The 16468-nt window shown below is 48.1% G+C and carries 19 protein-coding genes and 1 pseudogene; 5 read left to right on the top strand and 15 right to left on the bottom strand.

The window, feature by feature from the left end:
* Positions 1–718: lipopolysaccharide heptosyltransferase II (waaF, locus tag Q0546_RS03705; protein ID WP_298790643.1), on the top strand; the 718-nt coding region annotated here is incomplete at its 5' end.
* A gap of 268 nt (positions 719–986) precedes the next feature.
* On the opposite strand, the gene Q0546_RS03700 is transcribed toward waaF, so the two are convergent.
* The 6 genes from Q0546_RS03700 to gmhB form a co-directional block, all read right to left on the bottom strand.
* The gene (locus Q0546_RS03700; RefSeq protein ID WP_298790641.1) at positions 987–1295 is read right to left on the bottom strand and encodes a YolD-like family protein; all 309 of its coding nucleotides are present in this window, start codon (positions 1293–1295) and stop codon (positions 987–989) included.
* Positions 1288–2550 (bottom strand): DNA repair protein, encoded by a 1263-nt coding sequence (locus tag Q0546_RS03695; RefSeq protein ID WP_298790639.1) that lies wholly within the window; start codon positions 2548–2550, stop codon positions 1288–1290. The genes Q0546_RS03700 and Q0546_RS03695 overlap by 8 nt, the downstream gene beginning before the upstream one ends.
* A 94-nt stretch (positions 2551–2644) precedes the next feature.
* Positions 2645–3211: a D-sedoheptulose 7-phosphate isomerase gene (gene gmhA, locus Q0546_RS03690; protein ID WP_298790637.1), complete on the bottom strand. Its 567-nt coding sequence runs from the start codon at positions 3209–3211 to the stop codon at positions 2645–2647.
* Complete coding sequence (gene rfaE1 / locus Q0546_RS03685; protein WP_298790635.1) at positions 3201–4604, bottom strand: D-glycero-beta-D-manno-heptose-7-phosphate kinase; 1404 nt, start codon at positions 4602–4604, stop codon at positions 3201–3203. The genes gmhA and rfaE1 overlap by 11 nt, the downstream gene beginning before the upstream one ends.
* Entirely contained in the window at positions 4597–5583 is a 987-nt protein-coding gene (rfaD, locus tag Q0546_RS03680; RefSeq protein ID WP_298790633.1) for an ADP-glyceromanno-heptose 6-epimerase, read from the bottom strand. Before rfaD ends, rfaE1 begins: the two co-directional genes overlap by 8 nt.
* The gene (gene gmhB, locus Q0546_RS03675; protein WP_298790632.1) at positions 5580–6104 is read right to left on the bottom strand and encodes a D-glycero-beta-D-manno-heptose 1,7-bisphosphate 7-phosphatase; all 525 of its coding nucleotides are present in this window, start codon (positions 6102–6104) and stop codon (positions 5580–5582) included. Before gmhB ends, rfaD begins: the two co-directional genes overlap by 4 nt.
* 140 nt (positions 6105–6244) lie before the next feature.
* On the opposite strand from gmhB, the gene Q0546_RS03670 reads away from it, so the two are divergent.
* Together Q0546_RS03670 and Q0546_RS03665 are read left to right on the top strand one after the other, a co-directional pair.
* Positions 6245–6550, top strand: coding sequence for a c-type cytochrome (locus Q0546_RS03670; protein ID WP_298790630.1), 306 nt, complete (start codon positions 6245–6247; stop codon positions 6548–6550).
* A gap of 143 nt (positions 6551–6693) precedes the next feature.
* Entirely contained in the window at positions 6694–6996 is a 303-nt protein-coding gene (locus Q0546_RS03665) for a c-type cytochrome (protein ID WP_298790628.1), read from the top strand.
* A 182-nt stretch (positions 6997–7178) separates the two neighbouring features.
* Here the strand turns inward: Q0546_RS03665 and Q0546_RS03660 are convergent, their stop codons facing one another.
* The 7 genes from Q0546_RS03660 to Q0546_RS03630 form a co-directional block, all read right to left on the bottom strand.
* Positions 7179–7478 (bottom strand): hypothetical protein, encoded by a 300-nt coding sequence (locus tag Q0546_RS03660; RefSeq protein WP_298790627.1) that lies wholly within the window; start codon positions 7476–7478, stop codon positions 7179–7181.
* Positions 7429–7641: a cbb3-type cytochrome oxidase assembly protein CcoS gene (ccoS, locus tag Q0546_RS03655; protein WP_298790625.1), complete on the bottom strand. Its 213-nt coding sequence runs from the start codon at positions 7639–7641 to the stop codon at positions 7429–7431. The genes Q0546_RS03660 and ccoS overlap by 50 nt, the downstream gene beginning before the upstream one ends.
* Entirely contained in the window at positions 7638–10040 is a 2403-nt protein-coding gene (locus tag Q0546_RS03650; protein WP_298790623.1) for a heavy metal translocating P-type ATPase, read from the bottom strand. Before Q0546_RS03650 ends, ccoS begins: the two co-directional genes overlap by 4 nt.
* Before the next feature lie 21 nt (positions 10041–10061).
* Complete coding sequence (locus Q0546_RS03645; protein ID WP_298790621.1) at positions 10062–10265, bottom strand: hypothetical protein; 204 nt, start codon at positions 10263–10265, stop codon at positions 10062–10064.
* Positions 10266–10379: 114 nt separating this feature from the next.
* A complete protein-coding gene (locus Q0546_RS03640) occupies positions 10380–10832 on the bottom strand; it encodes a DUF1566 domain-containing protein (RefSeq protein WP_298790619.1) in 453 nt (150 codons plus the stop codon).
* A gap of 30 nt (positions 10833–10862) precedes the next feature.
* Entirely contained in the window at positions 10863–11378 is a 516-nt protein-coding gene (locus tag Q0546_RS03635; protein WP_298790617.1) for a DUF1566 domain-containing protein, read from the bottom strand.
* A 105-nt stretch (positions 11379–11483) separates the two neighbouring features.
* Entirely contained in the window at positions 11484–12593 is a 1110-nt protein-coding gene (locus Q0546_RS03630; RefSeq protein ID WP_298790615.1) for a cation diffusion facilitator family transporter, read from the bottom strand.
* A gap of 141 nt (positions 12594–12734) precedes the next feature.
* On the opposite strand from Q0546_RS03630, the gene rho reads away from it, so the two are divergent.
* Both rho and Q0546_RS03620 read left to right on the top strand, forming a co-directional pair.
* Positions 12735–14081: a transcription termination factor Rho gene (rho, locus tag Q0546_RS03625; RefSeq protein ID WP_002951472.1), complete on the top strand. Its 1347-nt coding sequence runs from the start codon at positions 12735–12737 to the stop codon at positions 14079–14081.
* 443 nt (positions 14082–14524) lie between these two features.
* Positions 14525–14731 (top strand): hypothetical protein, encoded by a 207-nt coding sequence (locus tag Q0546_RS03620; protein WP_298790613.1) that lies wholly within the window; start codon positions 14525–14527, stop codon positions 14729–14731.
* Here Q0546_RS03620 and Q0546_RS03615 read toward each other — a convergent pair.
* Together Q0546_RS03615 and Q0546_RS03610 are read right to left on the bottom strand one after the other, a co-directional pair.
* Positions 14719–15840 carry a minor capsid protein gene (locus tag Q0546_RS03615; protein WP_298790611.1) on the bottom strand — a complete coding sequence of 374 codons (1122 nt, stop codon included), beginning with the start codon at positions 15838–15840 and terminating at the stop codon, positions 14719–14721. The genes Q0546_RS03620 and Q0546_RS03615 overlap by 13 nt on opposite strands.
* Before the next feature lie 117 nt (positions 15841–15957).
* Positions 15958–16468, bottom strand: a pseudogene (locus Q0546_RS03610) (DNA polymerase III subunit gamma/tau); the annotation flags it as partial.

The following is a 16468-nucleotide window of genomic DNA, read 5'->3' as shown; positions in this document are numbered from 1 at the left end:
GTTTAGCTTTAGAAGCTCGTTTGCGAGTAAAATTTTACTTTTCGGAGTCCGGGCGGGGCGAAAATTTATTTTCCAAAAGAACAACGATAGCGCGCACCAGGTGCAAAAATACCTAAAATTCGTCAAATCCGCGTTAAATTTGAAACGCGCGGACGACGAGTTAAAGCTTTACTTTGAGCCGCGTAAATTTGACGCTCCCGTACTCGGGCTAAATCCGGGCGCTAGCTACGGAAGTGCCAAACGCTGGTATCCGGCCTACTTCGCGCAGGTGGCGCTGCACTTTAAAGATAAATTTAAGATTATGATTTTTGGCGGCGCGGGCGAGCGCGATATGTGCGAGCAGATAGAGCAAATTTTACGCGAAAACGGCGCGAAGTGCGAAAATCTAGCAGGCAAAACGAGCGTGCGCGAGCTATGCGAAAATATCGGCGGCATCGGGCAAAGCGGCGGGATATTCGTCACGAACGACAGCGGCCCGATGCATATCGCCGCGGCCTACAAGACGCCTACAATAGCGCTTTTTGGACCGACGAGATTTGCGCAGACCTGTCCGTGGCGCAATAAAAACGCCCGTATCCTACACCTAAATCTAGAGTGTATGCCGTGCATGAAGCGCGTCTGCCCGCTAAAAACCCACGCTTGCATGAAAGATCTCTCACCGCAAGCCGTCATAGAAACGATCGAGCGAGAATTTTTTGGCAAAGCGGCAAAAAACTAGAAATTTTAGTGCGTGGTTTTTTCTCAAACGGCCGCAAATCAGCAAAAAGCCCGCTACGCATAATGGCTTTTACAAACGGCGCACGACCAAATTTAACGCACGCAAAGCTAGCATTTGGGATAGCGCATGGCGGCTTAATCAAGGCAAATCTTACTGTTCCGATTTTAGCGCACTTAGGATTGCGCCGCATTTTTTAGCCGTCAAGAGAAGTGCGGGCAGATCAAAATTTGTGCCGTCTATAGTATCTCGCACACCGCAAAATCCCGACTCACGAAACAACCTCAACCGCGTAAATATCGTCAAATTTAACTCTCGTCTTTACCACAGTTAGGCTTTTATCCATCAAATTTACGTTTGAGACCAGTCCCTCTATGCTCACGTAACCCTGCCCGTCGTGGTATATTATTTTTACCTTGTCGGCGGGCTTTAGTTTGCTTATTTTATTTAGGATTACTTCTATTTTTGATTCGTCAAGATCCAGCTTTTCGCTCTTTTCTCGCTCCTGCGCTTTTAGAGCTTTTTCTAGAGTAGAGAGGGGATTAAACGAGCTAAAGATTTTGGCTCTGTCCTTATTCACCGCTTTTGTGCCCTCCTATCTTTTTGTTTCTATCTCGTCCGGTGGCTTCGGGCAGCAGGTCTATGGCCCTTAAGATAGAGTTTTTGCCGTATTTTTCTTTTATCTTGTTTAGGGTTTTTAGCACCGTTTTTTCTTTTGCGTTTTCTTCTTCAAAGAGGCTTTTTTCGGTTTTGCTTTCCTTTACGACGTCGTTTGCCGATATGCCGATTTGTCTGATGAGGCCTGCGTTTTTTATCTTTTTTAGATATAGCTCCTGCGCTGCGTCCATGAGTACGCTAGCGATATTGCTAGGCGTTTTAAACCTTACCGTGGCTCTTTGCGCGGGTTCGTTTTTGCCCGCGAATTTGATATTTATCGTGAGCCCGCTAGCCCGCACTTCCTCGTTTATCATCTTTAGAGCCAGCCTATCGGTCATCTCTTTTAGCACGATTAGAGCCTCTAGTCTCTCGTAGTCTCTGGGTAAAATTTCCGAGCTAAAGTATGATTTGGTAGAGGGCCTATAGGCCTTGATATCGGCTATGGTGGTGGGCTCGATGCCGTTTGCGTGATCTAGCGCGATGTGCGCGTCGATGCCAAACACCTTTTCTAGCAGGCTAAAAGGAGCGTTTGCCATATCCTTCATGCAAAATATCCCGTATCGCTCGAGCTTGGCCCTAGTTTGCTTGCCTATGCGCCAAAAATCATTTAGCGGCTGGTGCGTCCAGAGCTTTTCTTTATAGAGCGTTTCGTCTAAAAAGGCGATACTGTCCTCACTGTGTTTGGCTAGGATGTCAAGAGCGATTTTAGCTAGGTATAAATTCGTCCCCATACCGCAGGTCGGCGTTACGCCCGTGGTTTTTAGGATGTCGTCCATTATCATCTTTGCCATGGCTCTGGCTTCTAGTTTATAAAATTTTAGATACGAAGTAAGGTCGATAAACGCCTCGTCGATGGAGTAGACGTAGATGTCCTCTTTGGCGACGTATTTTAGGTAGATGCCGTAAATTTTAGCCGCGTAGTCGATGTAAAACTGCATCCTGGGCGGCGCGATTATATATTTGATATTTTTAGGTATTTCAAACAGCCTACATCTGTTTTTTACGCCGAGCGCCTTTAGCGCGGGACTAACGGCCAAGCATACGCTACCTTCGCCTCTACTAACGTCGGCGACGACTAAATTCGCCCCAAAGGGATCAAGCCCTCGCTCCACGCACTCGACCGAGGCGTAGAAGGACTTTAGATCGATGACGGCGTAGGCGGGAGTTTGGGTTTTCATGGGTAGTTAAATTTGCTTGCGCGCTAGGCGGAGTTAGAGAGCGGCTAGGCGAGCCGAATTTGACTCCGCCGCCGCAAATGATTTTAAATTTAGCCTAAAACGCATCGTCGATAGCTTGACAGATGATATGCCCTATCATGATATGCATCTCTTGGATGCGCGGCGTATCGTTTGACGGCACGACCAAATTTAGCTCGCAAAGCTCGTTCATAGTGCCTCCCGTGCGGCCGCTTAGACCGATGGTTTTGATACCGATTTTTCGCGCGAGCTCGAGCGCTTTTACGACGTTGCCGCTGTTTCCGCTAGTAGAGATCGCGATGAGCAGATCGCCCTCGCGGCCCAGAGCTTCTAGCTGACGCGAGAAAACAAACTCATATCCGTAGTCGTTGCCGATCGCCGTGAGCGCGGAAGTATCGGTCGTTAGAGCTATGCCAGCTAGCGCGCCACGCTCGGTTTTATAGCGACCCGTTAGTTCGGCTGCGATGTGCTGCGCGTCTGCAGCACTTCCGCCGTTTCCGCAAAGTAAAATTTTACCGCCCGCCTTTAGCGTCGCTACCGCCGTTTCGCAGGCTTTTTTGATATCCGCTTCCAGCGCAAAGGTCGCCTTGATAGTGGCTAGATGTCCCTCTAGCTCGCTTTTTATCATATCTTCAGTTTTCATTTTTTATCCTTTTTATCGTCGCGCTCGTGCTTTTGCCCGCTACGAACTCCACTAGCCGCACGTCTTTTACGACGTTGCTGCCGACGACTTCTTTACCTTCGTAGTCCGCGCCCTTGACGAGCACATCCGGACGCAGCTTTTCGATCAAATTTAGAGGCGTTAGCTCGTCAAATATCGTCACGTAATCAACCGCCCCAAGCGCCGCCAGCACGGTAGCGCGGTCAGTCTGCGAATTTACGGGGCGAGTGTCGCCCTTTAGCGCGCGCACCGAGGCGTCGGAGTTTAGCCCGACGACTAGTATATCGCCGAATTCCCGCGCTTTAGCCAGATAGCTCACATGTCCCGCGTGCAGGATATCAAAGCAGCCGTTTGTAAAAACTAGCCGTTTTTCGCCGCGATTTGCCAGCGTCGCGGCTAGTTCGTCCGCACTTTTGATTTTCTCCTCAAAGCCGGCAGCGTTTTTACGGCGCACGAGTTCGTTTATCTCCTCAAAGCTAGCCGGGGCCGAGCCGACCTTAGCCACGACGACCGCAGCGGCTAAATTTGCCGTCTCGATCGCCTTTTTGATACCTTCGCCCGCACCCAGCATCACGCCCAGAGTCGCTAGCACCGTATCTCCCGCGCCCGTGACGTCAAAGACCTCTTTTGCCAGAGCCGGAAATTTAACCGCCTGCCCGTCCTCTAAAAGCGCGATGCCCTCCTCCGAGATCGTGATAAGCGAATGGGTCAAATTTAGCTCGTTTTTTAGCAAATTTAGCGCGGTAAAAAGCTGCTCGTCGTTTTCTATCTTAAAGCCCACGGCCTCGCCCGCCTCTTTTTTATTTGGCGTTAGCAGCGTAGCGCCCTTATATTTCGAGTAGTCCGCGCCCTTTGGATCGATGAGCACGGGTTTGCCCGCATCCGCGCATGCCTTTATCAGCTTTTGGCACAGCGCAGGCGTCAGCACGCCCTTGCCGTAGTCCGATAGCAGCGCGACGTCGTAGCTCTCTAGCGCGCGGGCGAAATTTGCCGCCAGCTCGTCCTCGCACGTTACGGCTTCGACGCTTTCTTTGTCTATGCGCACGACTTGCTGATGCGTCGCCATCACGCGGCTTTTTATCGAGCTCATGCGCCCTTTTTCTCTTTTTATAAACTCAGCCCTAGCGCCCTGCTCGCACAATATCCGCTCTATCTCGTCGCCCGTCTCGTCGTCGCCTAGCACGCTCATGACGCCAACTTTTGCGCCTAGCGAGAGCAAATTTAGCACCACGTTGCCCGCTCCGCCTAGGCGTTTGGTTTCGTTTTTTATCTTTACCACTTGCACGGGGGCTTCGGGCGAGATACGCTCGCAGCTGCCCCAGATATAGTGATCGAGCATCAGATCGCCCGCGACTAAAGCACGTACTTCACGCATTTATCTCTTCCTCGTATATCCTTTTTATCTCGGCTGCGTAGTCTTTTATGCCCTCTTCTAGGCTAAATTTAGGCTCGTATCCCAGCGCCTTTTTAGTCGGCTCGATGTCGGCTTGCGTATGGAACTGATATGAGCGCGCGTATGGGTTTGGGATGTATTCGCAAGGCAAATTCGATCCCAGCTCTCGCTGCAAGATATCTACTATCTCCTGGAAGCTTCTTGCCGTGCCGGTAGCTGCGTTATACACGCCGCTAGCAGCGTTTAGAGCGAGCAAGTTTGCCTGCACGATGTCTTTTATATAGACGAAGTCGCGCTTTATTTTATCGCTACCCTCAAAGAGGTGCGGATTTTTCCCGCTCAAAATTTGCAGACCAAACTGCAGCACCATCGAGGCGGTCTTGTTTTTATAAAACTCCCTAGCGCCGTAGACGTTAAAATATCTAAGCCCCACGACCGCTACGCCTTTTTTGGCGTATTTTCGTCCTAGATCGTCCATTTTTAGCTTTGAAAAGCCGTAAACGTTATTTGGCGCTTCGCATTCGCCCACTCTTTGCGGGCTTTTTGCGTTGCCGTATGTGGCGCCCGAGCTTGCGTATATCATGCGCGCGCCCGTTTTTTCGCAGATATCTAGCAGATCTTTAAAGCTATTTAGATTAGTCCTCATTAGCTCGCCTTGCTCGGTTACCGTGGTATCCGAGATCGCCGCCTCGTGATAGATCGCGTCGGGGGCGAATTTTTCGATCATAGCTAGCGTTTTAGCGCAGTTTATGTCGCCCTCGTAAATTTCGCCCGAAAAGCCGAGCAAATTTTTAAAATGCCCGAAGCTTTTTAGATTACCGTTGCTAAATTTCTCGTCGCTTCTAAATTTATCCACGGCGAGCACTTCTACGTCTTTTAAATTTTCATCAAAATAATGCGCCAAATTTGAGCCGATAAAGCCCGCTGCGCCCGTTATCACGACCTTTTTTATATCCTTCATATTTTTCCTTCTTTTTTTAAAAACTCTAGCGCCTCAGCCACGCTTTTTAGCTGGTCGTCCAGCTTTAAATTTATCCCGACGCCGGCACTCTGCCCGGCCTGCACGTCGCTATCCTTGTCGCCTATCATGATTGAGCGCGCAAGGTCGATATTTAGCTCATTTGCGGCATTTAGCAGCATGCCCGGCTTTGGTTTACGGCAAAGGCAATCAGCCTCCGGAGCATGCGGACAAAAGTAAATTTTCTCTATCTTTACGCCCTCTTTTTCAAACTCGCCCAGCATAAAGCCGCAAAGCTCGTCAAACTGCTCTAGCGTGTAGTAGCCTCGCCCGATGCCTGATTGATTCGTCACCACGACTAGCGCGTAGCCTGCCTGCGCAAATTTGCGTAAGGCTTCAAAAATGCCATCTTTAAAAACGAAATCCTCGCGTCTATAAACATAGCCCGCATCCTCGTTTATCACGCCGTCGCGATCAAGAAATAGCGCCTTTTTGGACGCCGTTTTAAACCCTGTTTTATCCATGTCGAAAATTATACAAAAAAAAGCTAAATTTAAATGAAAATCGCCGTCCGCGCCGCAGTATAAACTAATATAAAAAAATAATGTAAAATTTAGCTTTTAAGACTATAATACGCCTACAATTTTATCAAAAAGGATTGAAAATGAAAAAGCTTATCATTGTTTCAGGTGCAGCCGCATTGCTAGCAGGCAGCCTATTTGCCGCTGACGGCGCAACTCTTTACAAAAAATGCGCAGCCTGTCACGGACCGAAAGCGGAAAAAGTGTATCTAAATAAAGTTCCTGCGCTTAACACGCTTTCAAAAGAAGAGATCGCTGAGGCTTTAAAAGGCTACAAAGAGGGCAGCTTGGATAAATTTAAGTCTTCTGCAATGATGAAACCTCTAGCAAAAGGTCTTAACGACGAGGATATCGCCGCTCTTTCAGAGTACATCCCTACTCTAAAATAACCCTTTTCGGCGGAACTTTTTCCGCCGATTTTTCTCTGCTTTTCATTTCGCGCTTCATTTTAGTAACTTTTTTATAAAATTTCTTTTCTTTTAAGCTTTTAGGGCTATAATCTCGTCTAAATTTCTATCAAAAAGGACGAAAGATGAAAATCTATCACATTGCAACCGCCGTTTTGGCGCTAAATTTATCTCTACTTGCGGCCGACGGCGCAGCTATTTACAAAAAATGTTCAGCCTGTCACGGCGAAAAAGCGGACGTAAAATACGCAAACAAAGTGCCTGCGCTAACTAGCATTAGCAAAGAAGACCGCATAAAAGCGCTACAGGGCTACAAAGACGGCTCAAACAACAACTTCGGCATGGGCAAGGTCATGCAACTACACGCCAAAAACCTAAGCGACGAGGATATGACGGCGGTTAGCGAGTATATCGATAGCTTAAAATAATCTTTACGAGTAGATTTCAAACGATCTCTGCAAAAATCTCAAAAATCCCGCGACTGGCTCAAATTTGACTTTAAATTTGAGCTTTTGCCACTATTTAGAAAGAATAATTTTAATAGGCGCAAAGGCTCGCAAAATTTGAGTCAAATTTGACGCCGCTACACAACCAAACCCTTGAATGAAATTTAACCCTCGCTCACCGATTTTAGCCGCACAAACGTCAAATTTGCCGTAGTCGCACTGACTAGATCGATTTTAAGCCACTTTTTAAAATTTTCACTCAGATTTGCTACCTTATAGAGTAGTTTTAAAGCGGCAAATTTAGCTCCAAATTTGCTCTGCTTCAAATTCTTGCGCAAATTTATCCGCTCAAATTTAAACCCACTATCCGTCAAATTTGCCCGCACGATTTCTGCTAAATTTAAACAAAAATACTCACTCAGGCGACTTATAGCCCTTTTCTTTACGACGCAGTTCCAGCTCATAGGCGTCGTTTAGCGCGTCTTCGTCGTCAAATTTCGTCCCGTCCAAAAACTTTCGCTCGTCGTCAAACTGCCTGGTTTTGAGCCCCCACAGCAGCGCCGCCAGTCCGCATGCGCCTAGCAGCGTCGAGACCCCGATCATCATCGCCACGACCGCCCCGCTCATCGCTCGCTCCTAGCCCGCATCGCGTTTAGCACGACCGCGACCGAGCTTAGCGACATCGATAGCGCGGCCACTGCCGGCGCTACGTAGCCGGCCATAGCTAACGGTATCGTCACGGCGTTATAAACGAGCGAAAAGGCCAAATTTTGCCGCACGATGCAGTAGGTTTTGCGCGCGAGCGCTACAGCAGCCGCTAGCGAGGCTGGGTCATCTCTCATTAGCACGACGTCGCTTTTTGCGATACTCACGGCCGCTCCGCTGCCCATGCACACGGCCACGCTTGAGAGCGCTAGCGCGGCGGCGTCGTTGATCCCGTCGCCTATCATCAGCACGTTTCGCCCCTGCTGCGCAACTCTCTCTACGTAGGCGGCCTTGTCCGTAGGCAGAGCGTTTGCGACCGTTCCCTCGATGCCAAGCCCCTCTGCTACGCGCTTTGCGGCGTATTCGTTATCGCCCGTTAGCATCGCTACGCGCATACCGGCGTTTTTTAGCGCGGCTACGCACTCTTTGGCGCCATCTTTTAGGCTCTCTTCTAGCTCAAATACCGCCGCGATCTGCCCGCCCTCGGCAAAAAAATAACAAGTGCCACGCACGGCTTCGCCGTTATAAAGCCCAAGCTCGCGCATAAATTTTTCGTTCCCGCCCGCTAGATTTATGCCGCCAAATTTAGCCTGCGTGCCGCGTGCTGCGATATTTTCAAAGCCGCCTAACTCTAAAAGTTTTAAATCCTTAAAATTTGCGCGCAGGTACTCGCCGACGGCGCGACTAACGGGATGATCCGAGCCGCTAACCAGCGAAAAAAGCGCGCTTGCGTCAAATTTGCCCGCGTGCGTAAATTTACTCACCTTAAGCCGCCCCGACGTGAGCGTGCCGGTCTTATCAAACACGGCCGTATCGCATTTGGCGAGGCTTTCGATGATGCGCGTTTCTTTAAAAAGTATCCCGCGCCTAAAGCCCGCTCCAAGCGCAACGAGCGTGCTAACGGGCGTAGCAAGCCCCAGCGCGCAGGGGCACGAGATCACCACGACCGAGATCGCGACGATGAGCGCGGCGGAGAGCTCGCCCGTTCGCCAGAACCAAAACGCAAACGTAGCTAGAGCCAGCGCCGTGATAGCAGCCGAAAACCTAGCCGCGATAGCGTCTGCGAGCGCCTGAATACGCGGCTTTTTGGCTGCGGCGGTTTCGAGCAGATTTATGATACGCGCCAGCACCGACTCGCTAAACACGGCGCCGACCTCATAAACCAGCGTACCGTCCACGCACACAGAGCCGCTTTTTATCTCGTTTTCGCCCTCTTTCGCGCTCAGATACGCGGGCGCGCTCTCGCCGCTAAGGCTAGATAGATCAAAGCTCGCCGCGCCGCTGATAACGATGCCGTCTAGCAGCACGCGCTCGCCAGCTCTCACGACCACGAGCTCGCCCACCCTCACCTCCTGCGCGCTTTTTAGAGTTATTTCGTCGCCGTTTTTGACGCTAACTGAGTTTAAATTTAGCGAGTTTAGATTATCGAGCGTGTCGGCGGCTTTTTTCTTGCTTAAAATTTCCAGATATTTGCCGATAAATACGAAAGTGATTATCATCACAACCGAGTCAAAATACACCTCTCCTTGCCGCGAAAACATCGAGTATATCGAGAAAATATAAGCTGCTAGCGTGCCCGTAACGATGAGGCTATCCATATTTTGCGTTTTGTTTTTTAGTGCCGCCCAAGCGCCCCTAAAAAACCCGCTTCCCGTATAAAAAAGCACCGGCGTAGCGAGGATAAATTCGGCGAAATTTATGATAGAGCGCACGTCGGCGCGCATGCCCGTGAAGTAGCCGCCGTACTGCGCGACGGCCAGCCACATGATGTTCATCGTGCAAAAAATGCCCACCAGCAGCCTCGCGTAAAACTCGCGCTTTTGCAGAGCGAGCCTGTGCTCCTGAGCCTGCGCGTCGTATGGGTAGGGCTCAAAGCCGATGGAGCGGACGAGGGCGAAAATTTGGGCCAAATTTATCTCTTTTTCGTCCCAGACGATGAGGGCTTTGTTATTAACCGAGTTTATATTTACCTCTAAAATTCCCTTCTGTGCAAATAAAACCTTCTCGTTTAGCCAGATACAAGCCGAGCAGTGGATACCCTCGATGATGAGCGAGATTTTATTAAATCCGTTCTCGTTTTTGACGTAGTTTTGATAAACAGCCGCGAGGTCCTCTTGCGACTTTTGCGCCGCGTTTTTTGCGCCCCGGGCAGGATTTAGCGTAGTTTTACCAAGCCTTTCGTAAAACTCACCTAGCCCGCTTGCGTTAAGTATCTCGTAAACTCCCGCGCACCCCTCGCAGCAAAACAGCTCCCCGCCGCGTTCTATCAGCGCCTCGCGCTCAAATTCGCCCCTACAATGCGCGCACTTAAATTTGCCCATCGATTACTTTTTTCTTTCGTTTTAAGATTTTAGATTATACGTAAAATTTCTAAAGCCTCGCTTGATTTTGCAAGCTTTGGCGCGGATTTTGCTTGCGCCCGAATTTGACGGCAAATTTGACAGATTTTGCTCACGCATAGACGTAACCATAAATTTGACCGGATTTAGCCAAAACCCGCATCTTAAAAACGCCGGCAAATTTACGAGCAAATTTTTAACGCTCATAAATTTTGGCCTCGCAAAATTTACGAGTCGCAAGTTTAAATAAAATTCGGCTCATCAAATTTCAGCCTCAAATTTAACTATAAAAAACAAATTTAAGGCGCATAACCCGCCAAATCAATCGTTTCTCACGCACCGCACGAAGTAGCGACTAGAAACGCCGCCCCAGTTAGCACCGCCGTCCCTGAAATCCACGACCCACGCGCCAGACGAGAAGCTGGCGTATATAGTCTGGCTCCAGTACCATGGATAGTCGGAGTCTGCTATGTATTTAAAAGCGGTATTTAGAGCGGGGTCATACCTACTCTTATCCGCTATGCTTAGTAGCTCCACTCTCGTAGGTAGCCGCCAGTCTTTGTATCCGGCTAGGTTTACTAGCTTGCAGTATTCCTGCGCCTGCTCCCACGTTCCTTTAAAATTTTGATTCTCATCTTGCCACATTAGTCTTCCCAGCTTTTTGTCGCTACATACCACTACGTTTTTATCGTTATCTCGGTAGCACGTAGGACTTAACGCCTCTGCGTTTAGTAGGCCGCAGAGTAGCAAAGAAGCGACTATATATCTTTTCATACTTTTTCCTTTAGTCTAAATTTTCAAAAATCAATAGTCCCGAACGCACCGCACGAAGTTGCGATAAGAAACGCCGCTCCAGTAAGCGTCACCGAACCTGAAAGACACGAGCCACGCATTAGACGAGCCGTAGGCATACCTGGTAGAGCTCCAGTACTGGTCGTAAATTTTCTCGCCTTTGACGTTCGTCTCGTATGCGATGTTTTTAAAGGATTCGTTTATAGCGGGCTCAAACCTAGTATCGTCCGTGATGCTTAAAAGCTCGTTTAACGTAGGTAGCCGCCAGTCCTCAAAGCCCGCGAAGGTCAAATTTTCGCAATATTCTACCGCCTCGTCGTAAGTACCTTGATATATCTCCTCGCCGTCTTGCCACATTAGTTTATAAGTGTCGTCTTTGATGACCTCTCGTCGATCATCCCTGCTAAAGCCCGCCGCAACCCCGCTTTCGATACCTATAGTATCTTTAATAAACCCCATTAAATCAAAGCCAAACGCCACACCGTAGCAGAGCGCACAAGCCAGCGAAGCGAAAATAAATTTGTTCATGCTTTATCCTTTAAATTTTTATGATTATAGCGTAATCGTCGCTTAAATTTGCGCTCCAAAAAGCCAGCGAAAGCCCCGCCCGGTAGCTAAATTTGGCCCCAAATTTCACGCAAACTCCCTATCTATCACGATGAAAATTTTATATCCTGGAAAGCTTAGCGCGACTTCGCGCTCGATCTGGGCGCGCAGTTCGCCTAGATTTTTCTCGGCAAAATCGACCACCACGTCAAACCTCACGCTCTTTTTCTTGCTATCGATGAAAAATGCGTGAAATCCGCGCACGCTGCTAAACTCCGAGAGAAAATTTGCCACACAGGTGTGGCTCTCATCCTGCCCCAAATTCACGCTATAAACGCCAAAAACGAGGTAAATCCTGTAAATTTTATAAATCTCGATCTGAAGCTCGTTTAGCCTCTGCGAAACCTCGCTAAGCGGCAAATGCTCGTCTATCTCTACGTTTACCGAGCCCACGTATCGCTGCGCGCCGTAGTTATGAAGGATCAAATCGTATGCGCCGCGCACGATCTCGCAGCGATTTACGGCGGCGTAAATTTCGTCGCTGATCTCCTTTTCGACGCGCTGGCCGATGATTTTATCAAAGGTTTCTTTTATCAAAAGTACGCCGTTTACGATAATAAAAAACGACGCCAAAGCGCCAGCGTAGCCGTCTATCTGGATGTCGGCGAAGTACGACAGCGCAGCAGAGACGAGGATCACGCACGAGATGATCGCATCGCCCAGAGCCTCCTGGCCGACGGCTCTAAGCGAGATAGATTTGGTCTGTTTGCCGATCTTTTTGTAGTAAAATCCGAGCGCAAATTTGACGAATATCGCGCAGAACAAAAACGCCAAAAACGGCATCGTAAAGCTGGTGGGCTCGGGCGCGAAGATATTTTCGATAGAAGTTTTTAGAAACTGAAATCCAAGCATCAGCACGATGACCGAGACTATAAGACCGCCGATATACTCGGTCCTGCCGTAGCCGTAGGGGTGGTCTTCGTCGGGCATTTTGCTAGCTAGTTTTGAGCCAAATATCGTGATAATACTTGAGCCCGCATCGCTAAGGTTATTTACGGCGTCTGATATCAACGCGACCGAGTTTGAGACCATGGCGATAAAAATTTTCGTTCCGGCTAAGAAAAAATTTGTAACTATACCGATAAGCGCGGTTTTTATTATCGTTTTTTCGCGCTTGCCGTCTTTAAAATCCATCATTTTGAGATTCCTTTTCATTTTTGGCGAGATTATATCACTTCTTGACATCAAAGCCAAAATTTTATAAAATGCGACTTTCAAAACTTCTTTTGAAACTTAAATTTATCTACAAAATTATTCCGTAATTTTAAAGAGGACACAATGGAAAATAACGCGACCCAGCCTGCAAATTCTGCGCAGGAAAGTCAAAAAACCACGAAAAAACACCAAAACTCGCGCACTCACATCCCCGTCGACGGACACAAAATCGAAGAGCTAAGAACTCTTAGCCTAGAGGAGCTCATCGCCATCGCAAACAGCGTGGGCGTCGAGAATCCGCGCGAATTTCGCAGACAAGATTTGATATTTGAGATCCTAAAAACCCAAACAAAACAAGGCGGATTTATACTTTTCACGGGCATTTTAGAGATCACGAGCGAGGGCTACGGCTTTTTGCGCTCGGTAGACGCAAACCTCAGCGACAGCTCAAACGACGCCTACGTCTCAAACTCTCAAATTCGCAAATTTGCCCTGCGCGTGGGTGACATCGTGACGGGTCAAGTGCGCGAACCCAAAGATCAGGAAAAATACTACGCTCTGCTAAAAATCGAAGCGCTAAACTATATGCCGCTAATCGAGGCTAAGGAGCGCCCTCTATTTGACAACCTAACCCCGCTTTTCCCGACGGAAAAACTTCGCCTCGAATATGATCCAATGAAACTAACGGGCCGCGTGCTCGATCTCTTTACGCCTCTTGGCAAGGGTCAACGCGGCCTCATCGTCGCCCCTCCAAGAAGCGGTAAAACCGAACTCATGAAAGAGCTAGCCCACGGCATCGCGCGCAACCACCCGGAGTCGCATCTCATGGTCTTGCTCGTGGACGAGCGCCCCGAGGAGGTCACCGATATGCAGCGCTGCGTAAAGGGCGAAGTGTTTAGCTCGACGTTTGACCTGCCTGCGATGAACCACGTGCGCGTCGCCGAACTCGTCATCGAAAAGGCCAAACGCCTCGTAGAAATGGGCAAGGACGTCATCATCCTGCTAGATAGCATCACCCGCCTAGCGCGCGCGTATAACACCGTAACTCCGCCAAGCGGTAAGGTGTTAACCGGCGGCGTGGACGCAAACGCCCTGCATAAACCTAAGCGCTTTTTTGGTGCGGCGCGAAATATCGAACACGGCGGCAGTCTCACCATCATCGCTACCGCGCTCATCGACACGGGCTCTCGTATGGACGAGGTAATTTTTGAGGAGTTTAAGGGCACGGGCAACAGCGAGATCGTACTAGATCGCAACATCTCAGACCGCCGAATTTACCCGGCCATCAACGTACTAAAGTCGGGCACCAGAAAAGAAGAACTACTGCAAAAACCCGACGAACTGCAAAAGATCTGGGCCATCCGCTCGGCGATCGCGACGATGGACGACGTAGAGGCGCTTAAGTTTTTATACGCCAAGATGCTAAAAACCAAGGACAATAAAGAGCTGCTTTCGATATTAAACGAATAGTGAAGTTGTGTTTTTAGGTAAATTTAACCCTTGCGCGAGTCGTTTCGGCTCGCCGACCTACTTTAAAATACTCTAAATTTTATAAATTTACAAACCGTCGCCGCTTAAATTTATGCCAGCGACGGCTATTTGAACACCAAAATTTAACGCGGCCTTTCAAATTTACCTTTAGCTTTTGCTGTCCGCCGCTTTGCGGGCATGAGCAATCATTAGCGTTTTTTAGCTTTTAATTTTTTTACCTTGCTTAAAAGTTCTTTGTTCTTAGCGTTCATCGCTTCTTTTTCTGCTTGCAAATCACTGACTTGCTTTTTTAGCTCCTCAATATCCATCCTATCCTCCACAAGAGTTAAATTTAAGGCACGGCCTTTGATAGAATAGTAACTTAAATTTTAAACGGAGTTGGTTTGGTGAAAAAGTGGTATAATAAAAGAAAAGGATAGGATATGGGCCAAGAAATAGAAAATATTATTAACGATGGTGAAGTAGACTGGAAAGAGGCACGTCGAGCCTATTATTATTGGGCAGAGAAAAACGGGCTAAATTACAAAGACGATGATGCTAGAAAAACATTTGATAAAGAGTGTGAAAACGATAAAAAATTCTTTTTTAATTGTGTCAAGGAGTGGCGCAGACATTGCTACTCTAAATAAATTACCGTAACGCTATCGCCTTTTATTGTCTCTTCTTTTATATCGATTACTCTAAATTTGTCCCCTCCGCCTATAATCACCTCAAATTCATCGTCAAATTCCGAAAAACTAGTCAAATCAAATTCTCTACCGCGCGATTTTGTTTTTAATATAATTTGCTTATATCCTCCGCGATGTTCGCTAAATTGCTTGGCCACACTTTGCTCTAGCGAAAAACTAGAAATGGCTTTATCGAAATATTCATCACCGACTTTTAACTTTGAAAATACGCTATTTTCGTATACTTCTGGCTCGTTAAAACCTATGCCTCTATATATGTCTGTTCCTTTTTTTACATTGCTTTCGTATTTATTGAATAAGTTAATAAAACTATCAAAATCCTCTTTTTTGTCTTGTGATAATTCTTCTTTTAGCGTACCGGTCATGTATGCGCGGATTTCTTTGCTGTCTCTACTCCACGCTTTAATGGTCTCCATTTCTCCTACAGTAATATTGTCTTCCGTGAAAGCTTTTTTAATCGTCTTTTTCTTTGCTAAATCCTCTAAATTTAAGCTCCGCCCCTGCTGCGTTATCAAATCCCGCATAGTAATCTTGCCTTGCATAAATAGCTCGGCTCTACCTTTACCCAGCGTCTTTTCTATCGTTTCGGGGCTTTGGGTTTTTAGCCAGTCGTTAAAGCTCATATCCTGCGGCACGTAGCCATTCATAGACGACCTTGTTCCTTTGGGCGCATCGTCCATCCCCTCGACGCCTAGTTCATCCCAGCTTTTGGTTACCGGTATTATGGTGCTGCGGCAATTAAAATGAGTATTTACGCGGGGCTTGCGAAACGGGAAGTCGTGCCCGATAGGCTTGTAGTCTTTATCCCAGATTAGCCCGTCGTAGGCTCTACATAGCTCTGACGTGCGAGTATCTAGCGTGGCTTGATATTTGTAGCATTTTATTACGTCGTCGTTTGCTTCAAAAAAGGCTTGACGGATCTCGCTTACTATTGCGCCCGCTCCGGTTAATGCTATCGCAGTGGCATCGCGTTTGTTTTTTTGTAAAGCCTGCGCTATTCTTTGCGCCAACATCGGCGTAGTCTCGCCTAAACTCACGCCTATTTTCAACTCGCGTTCAAGGCGCTTTTTCTGATCGGCACTTAGCCCATTATTCCACGCTTTGACGGTCGCGCCACAACAAAGGCAATAAAACTTGCCCGCGAATTTAGAGCCGAATCAAACCCCTCAAATCTCCAAAATTTCAGGCTCTCCAAATAGTCGTTTGGCTTCTTTTAAAACTGCTTGATTTTTTGTGGCTTTAGGATCGGTTTGGGTTTTTGCGACCAAATTTGACGTAGGATTTTGAGCGTTTAAATTTGCCTCGCTTTGAAACTCGTCGCCGCTTAAATTTGACATATCTAAATCTTGTCTTACGTCGGCGTTTGCAGGCTCGCTTGCGTCTTGCTCAAAAAGGCCGTAGCCATAGTCCGCCGCTTCGCTAAACATCTCGCTCACATCATCAGGATCAAAGGGTGGCTCGCCAAAAGTAGCCGTTTGCGACGCGCTGTTTTGGTTAAATTTAGCTGTGCCGATTGGCTTTTGCTCCGTTTTTGCGGCGTTTTGACTCTCTAGCCGTCTTAGCTCATCATCTAAAAATGCCAGATCCGCCCCCGCTAGAGCACCGTCGTCGCTCTTAAATTTTAGCGAATACGCCTCATGAAAATCGTGCGTATCGTCGCGCATGCTCTCAAAATCA

It is taken from the genome of uncultured Campylobacter sp. (assembly GCF_937997465.1).
Taxonomy (GTDB): domain Bacteria; phylum Campylobacterota; class Campylobacteria; order Campylobacterales; family Campylobacteraceae; genus Campylobacter_A.
This window is presented reverse-complemented; position numbering and strand designations above follow the sequence as displayed.

Bases quoted from the DNA above. Each gene is read 5' to 3' on its own strand.
- Q0546_RS03695 (WP_298790639.1), bottom strand. From the start codon at position 2,550: ATGAAAACCCAAACTCCCGCCTACGCCGTCATCGATCTAAAGTCCTTC.
- gmhA (WP_298790637.1), bottom strand. From the start codon at position 3,211: ATGAAAACTGAAGATATGATAAAAAGCGAGCTAGAGGGACATCTAGCC.
- rfaE1 (WP_298790635.1), bottom strand. From the start codon at position 4,604: ATGCGTGAAGTACGTGCTTTAGTCGCGGGCGATCTGATGCTCGATCAC.
- rfaD (WP_298790633.1), bottom strand. From the start codon at position 5,583: ATGAAGGATATAAAAAAGGTCGTGATAACGGGCGCAGCGGGCTTTATC.
- gmhB (WP_298790632.1), bottom strand. From the start codon at position 6,104: ATGGATAAAACAGGGTTTAAAACGGCGTCCAAAAAGGCGCTATTTCTT.
- Q0546_RS03670 (WP_298790630.1), top strand. From the start codon at position 6,245: ATGAAAAAGCTTATCATTGTTTCAGGTGCAGCCGCATTGCTAGCAGGC.
- Q0546_RS03665 (WP_298790628.1), top strand. From the start codon at position 6,694: ATGAAAATCTATCACATTGCAACCGCCGTTTTGGCGCTAAATTTATCT.
- Q0546_RS03660 (WP_298790627.1), bottom strand. From the start codon at position 7,478: ATGAGCTGGAACTGCGTCGTAAAGAAAAGGGCTATAAGTCGCCTGAGT.
- ccoS (WP_298790625.1), bottom strand. From the start codon at position 7,641: ATGAGCGGGGCGGTCGTGGCGATGATGATCGGGGTCTCGACGCTGCTA.
- Q0546_RS03650 (WP_298790623.1), bottom strand. From the start codon at position 10,040: ATGGGCAAATTTAAGTGCGCGCATTGTAGGGGCGAATTTGAGCGCGAG.
- Q0546_RS03645 (WP_298790621.1), bottom strand. From the start codon at position 10,265: ATGAGCGTTAAAAATTTGCTCGTAAATTTGCCGGCGTTTTTAAGATGC.
- Q0546_RS03640 (WP_298790619.1), bottom strand. From the start codon at position 10,832: ATGAAAAGATATATAGTCGCTTCTTTGCTACTCTGCGGCCTACTAAAC.
- Q0546_RS03635 (WP_298790617.1), bottom strand. From the start codon at position 11,378: ATGAACAAATTTATTTTCGCTTCGCTGGCTTGTGCGCTCTGCTACGGT.
- Q0546_RS03630 (WP_298790615.1), bottom strand. From the start codon at position 12,593: ATGATGGATTTTAAAGACGGCAAGCGCGAAAAAACGATAATAAAAACC.
- rho (WP_002951472.1), top strand. From the start codon at position 12,735: ATGGAAAATAACGCGACCCAGCCTGCAAATTCTGCGCAGGAAAGTCAA.
- Q0546_RS03620 (WP_298790613.1), top strand. From the start codon at position 14,525: ATGGGCCAAGAAATAGAAAATATTATTAACGATGGTGAAGTAGACTGG.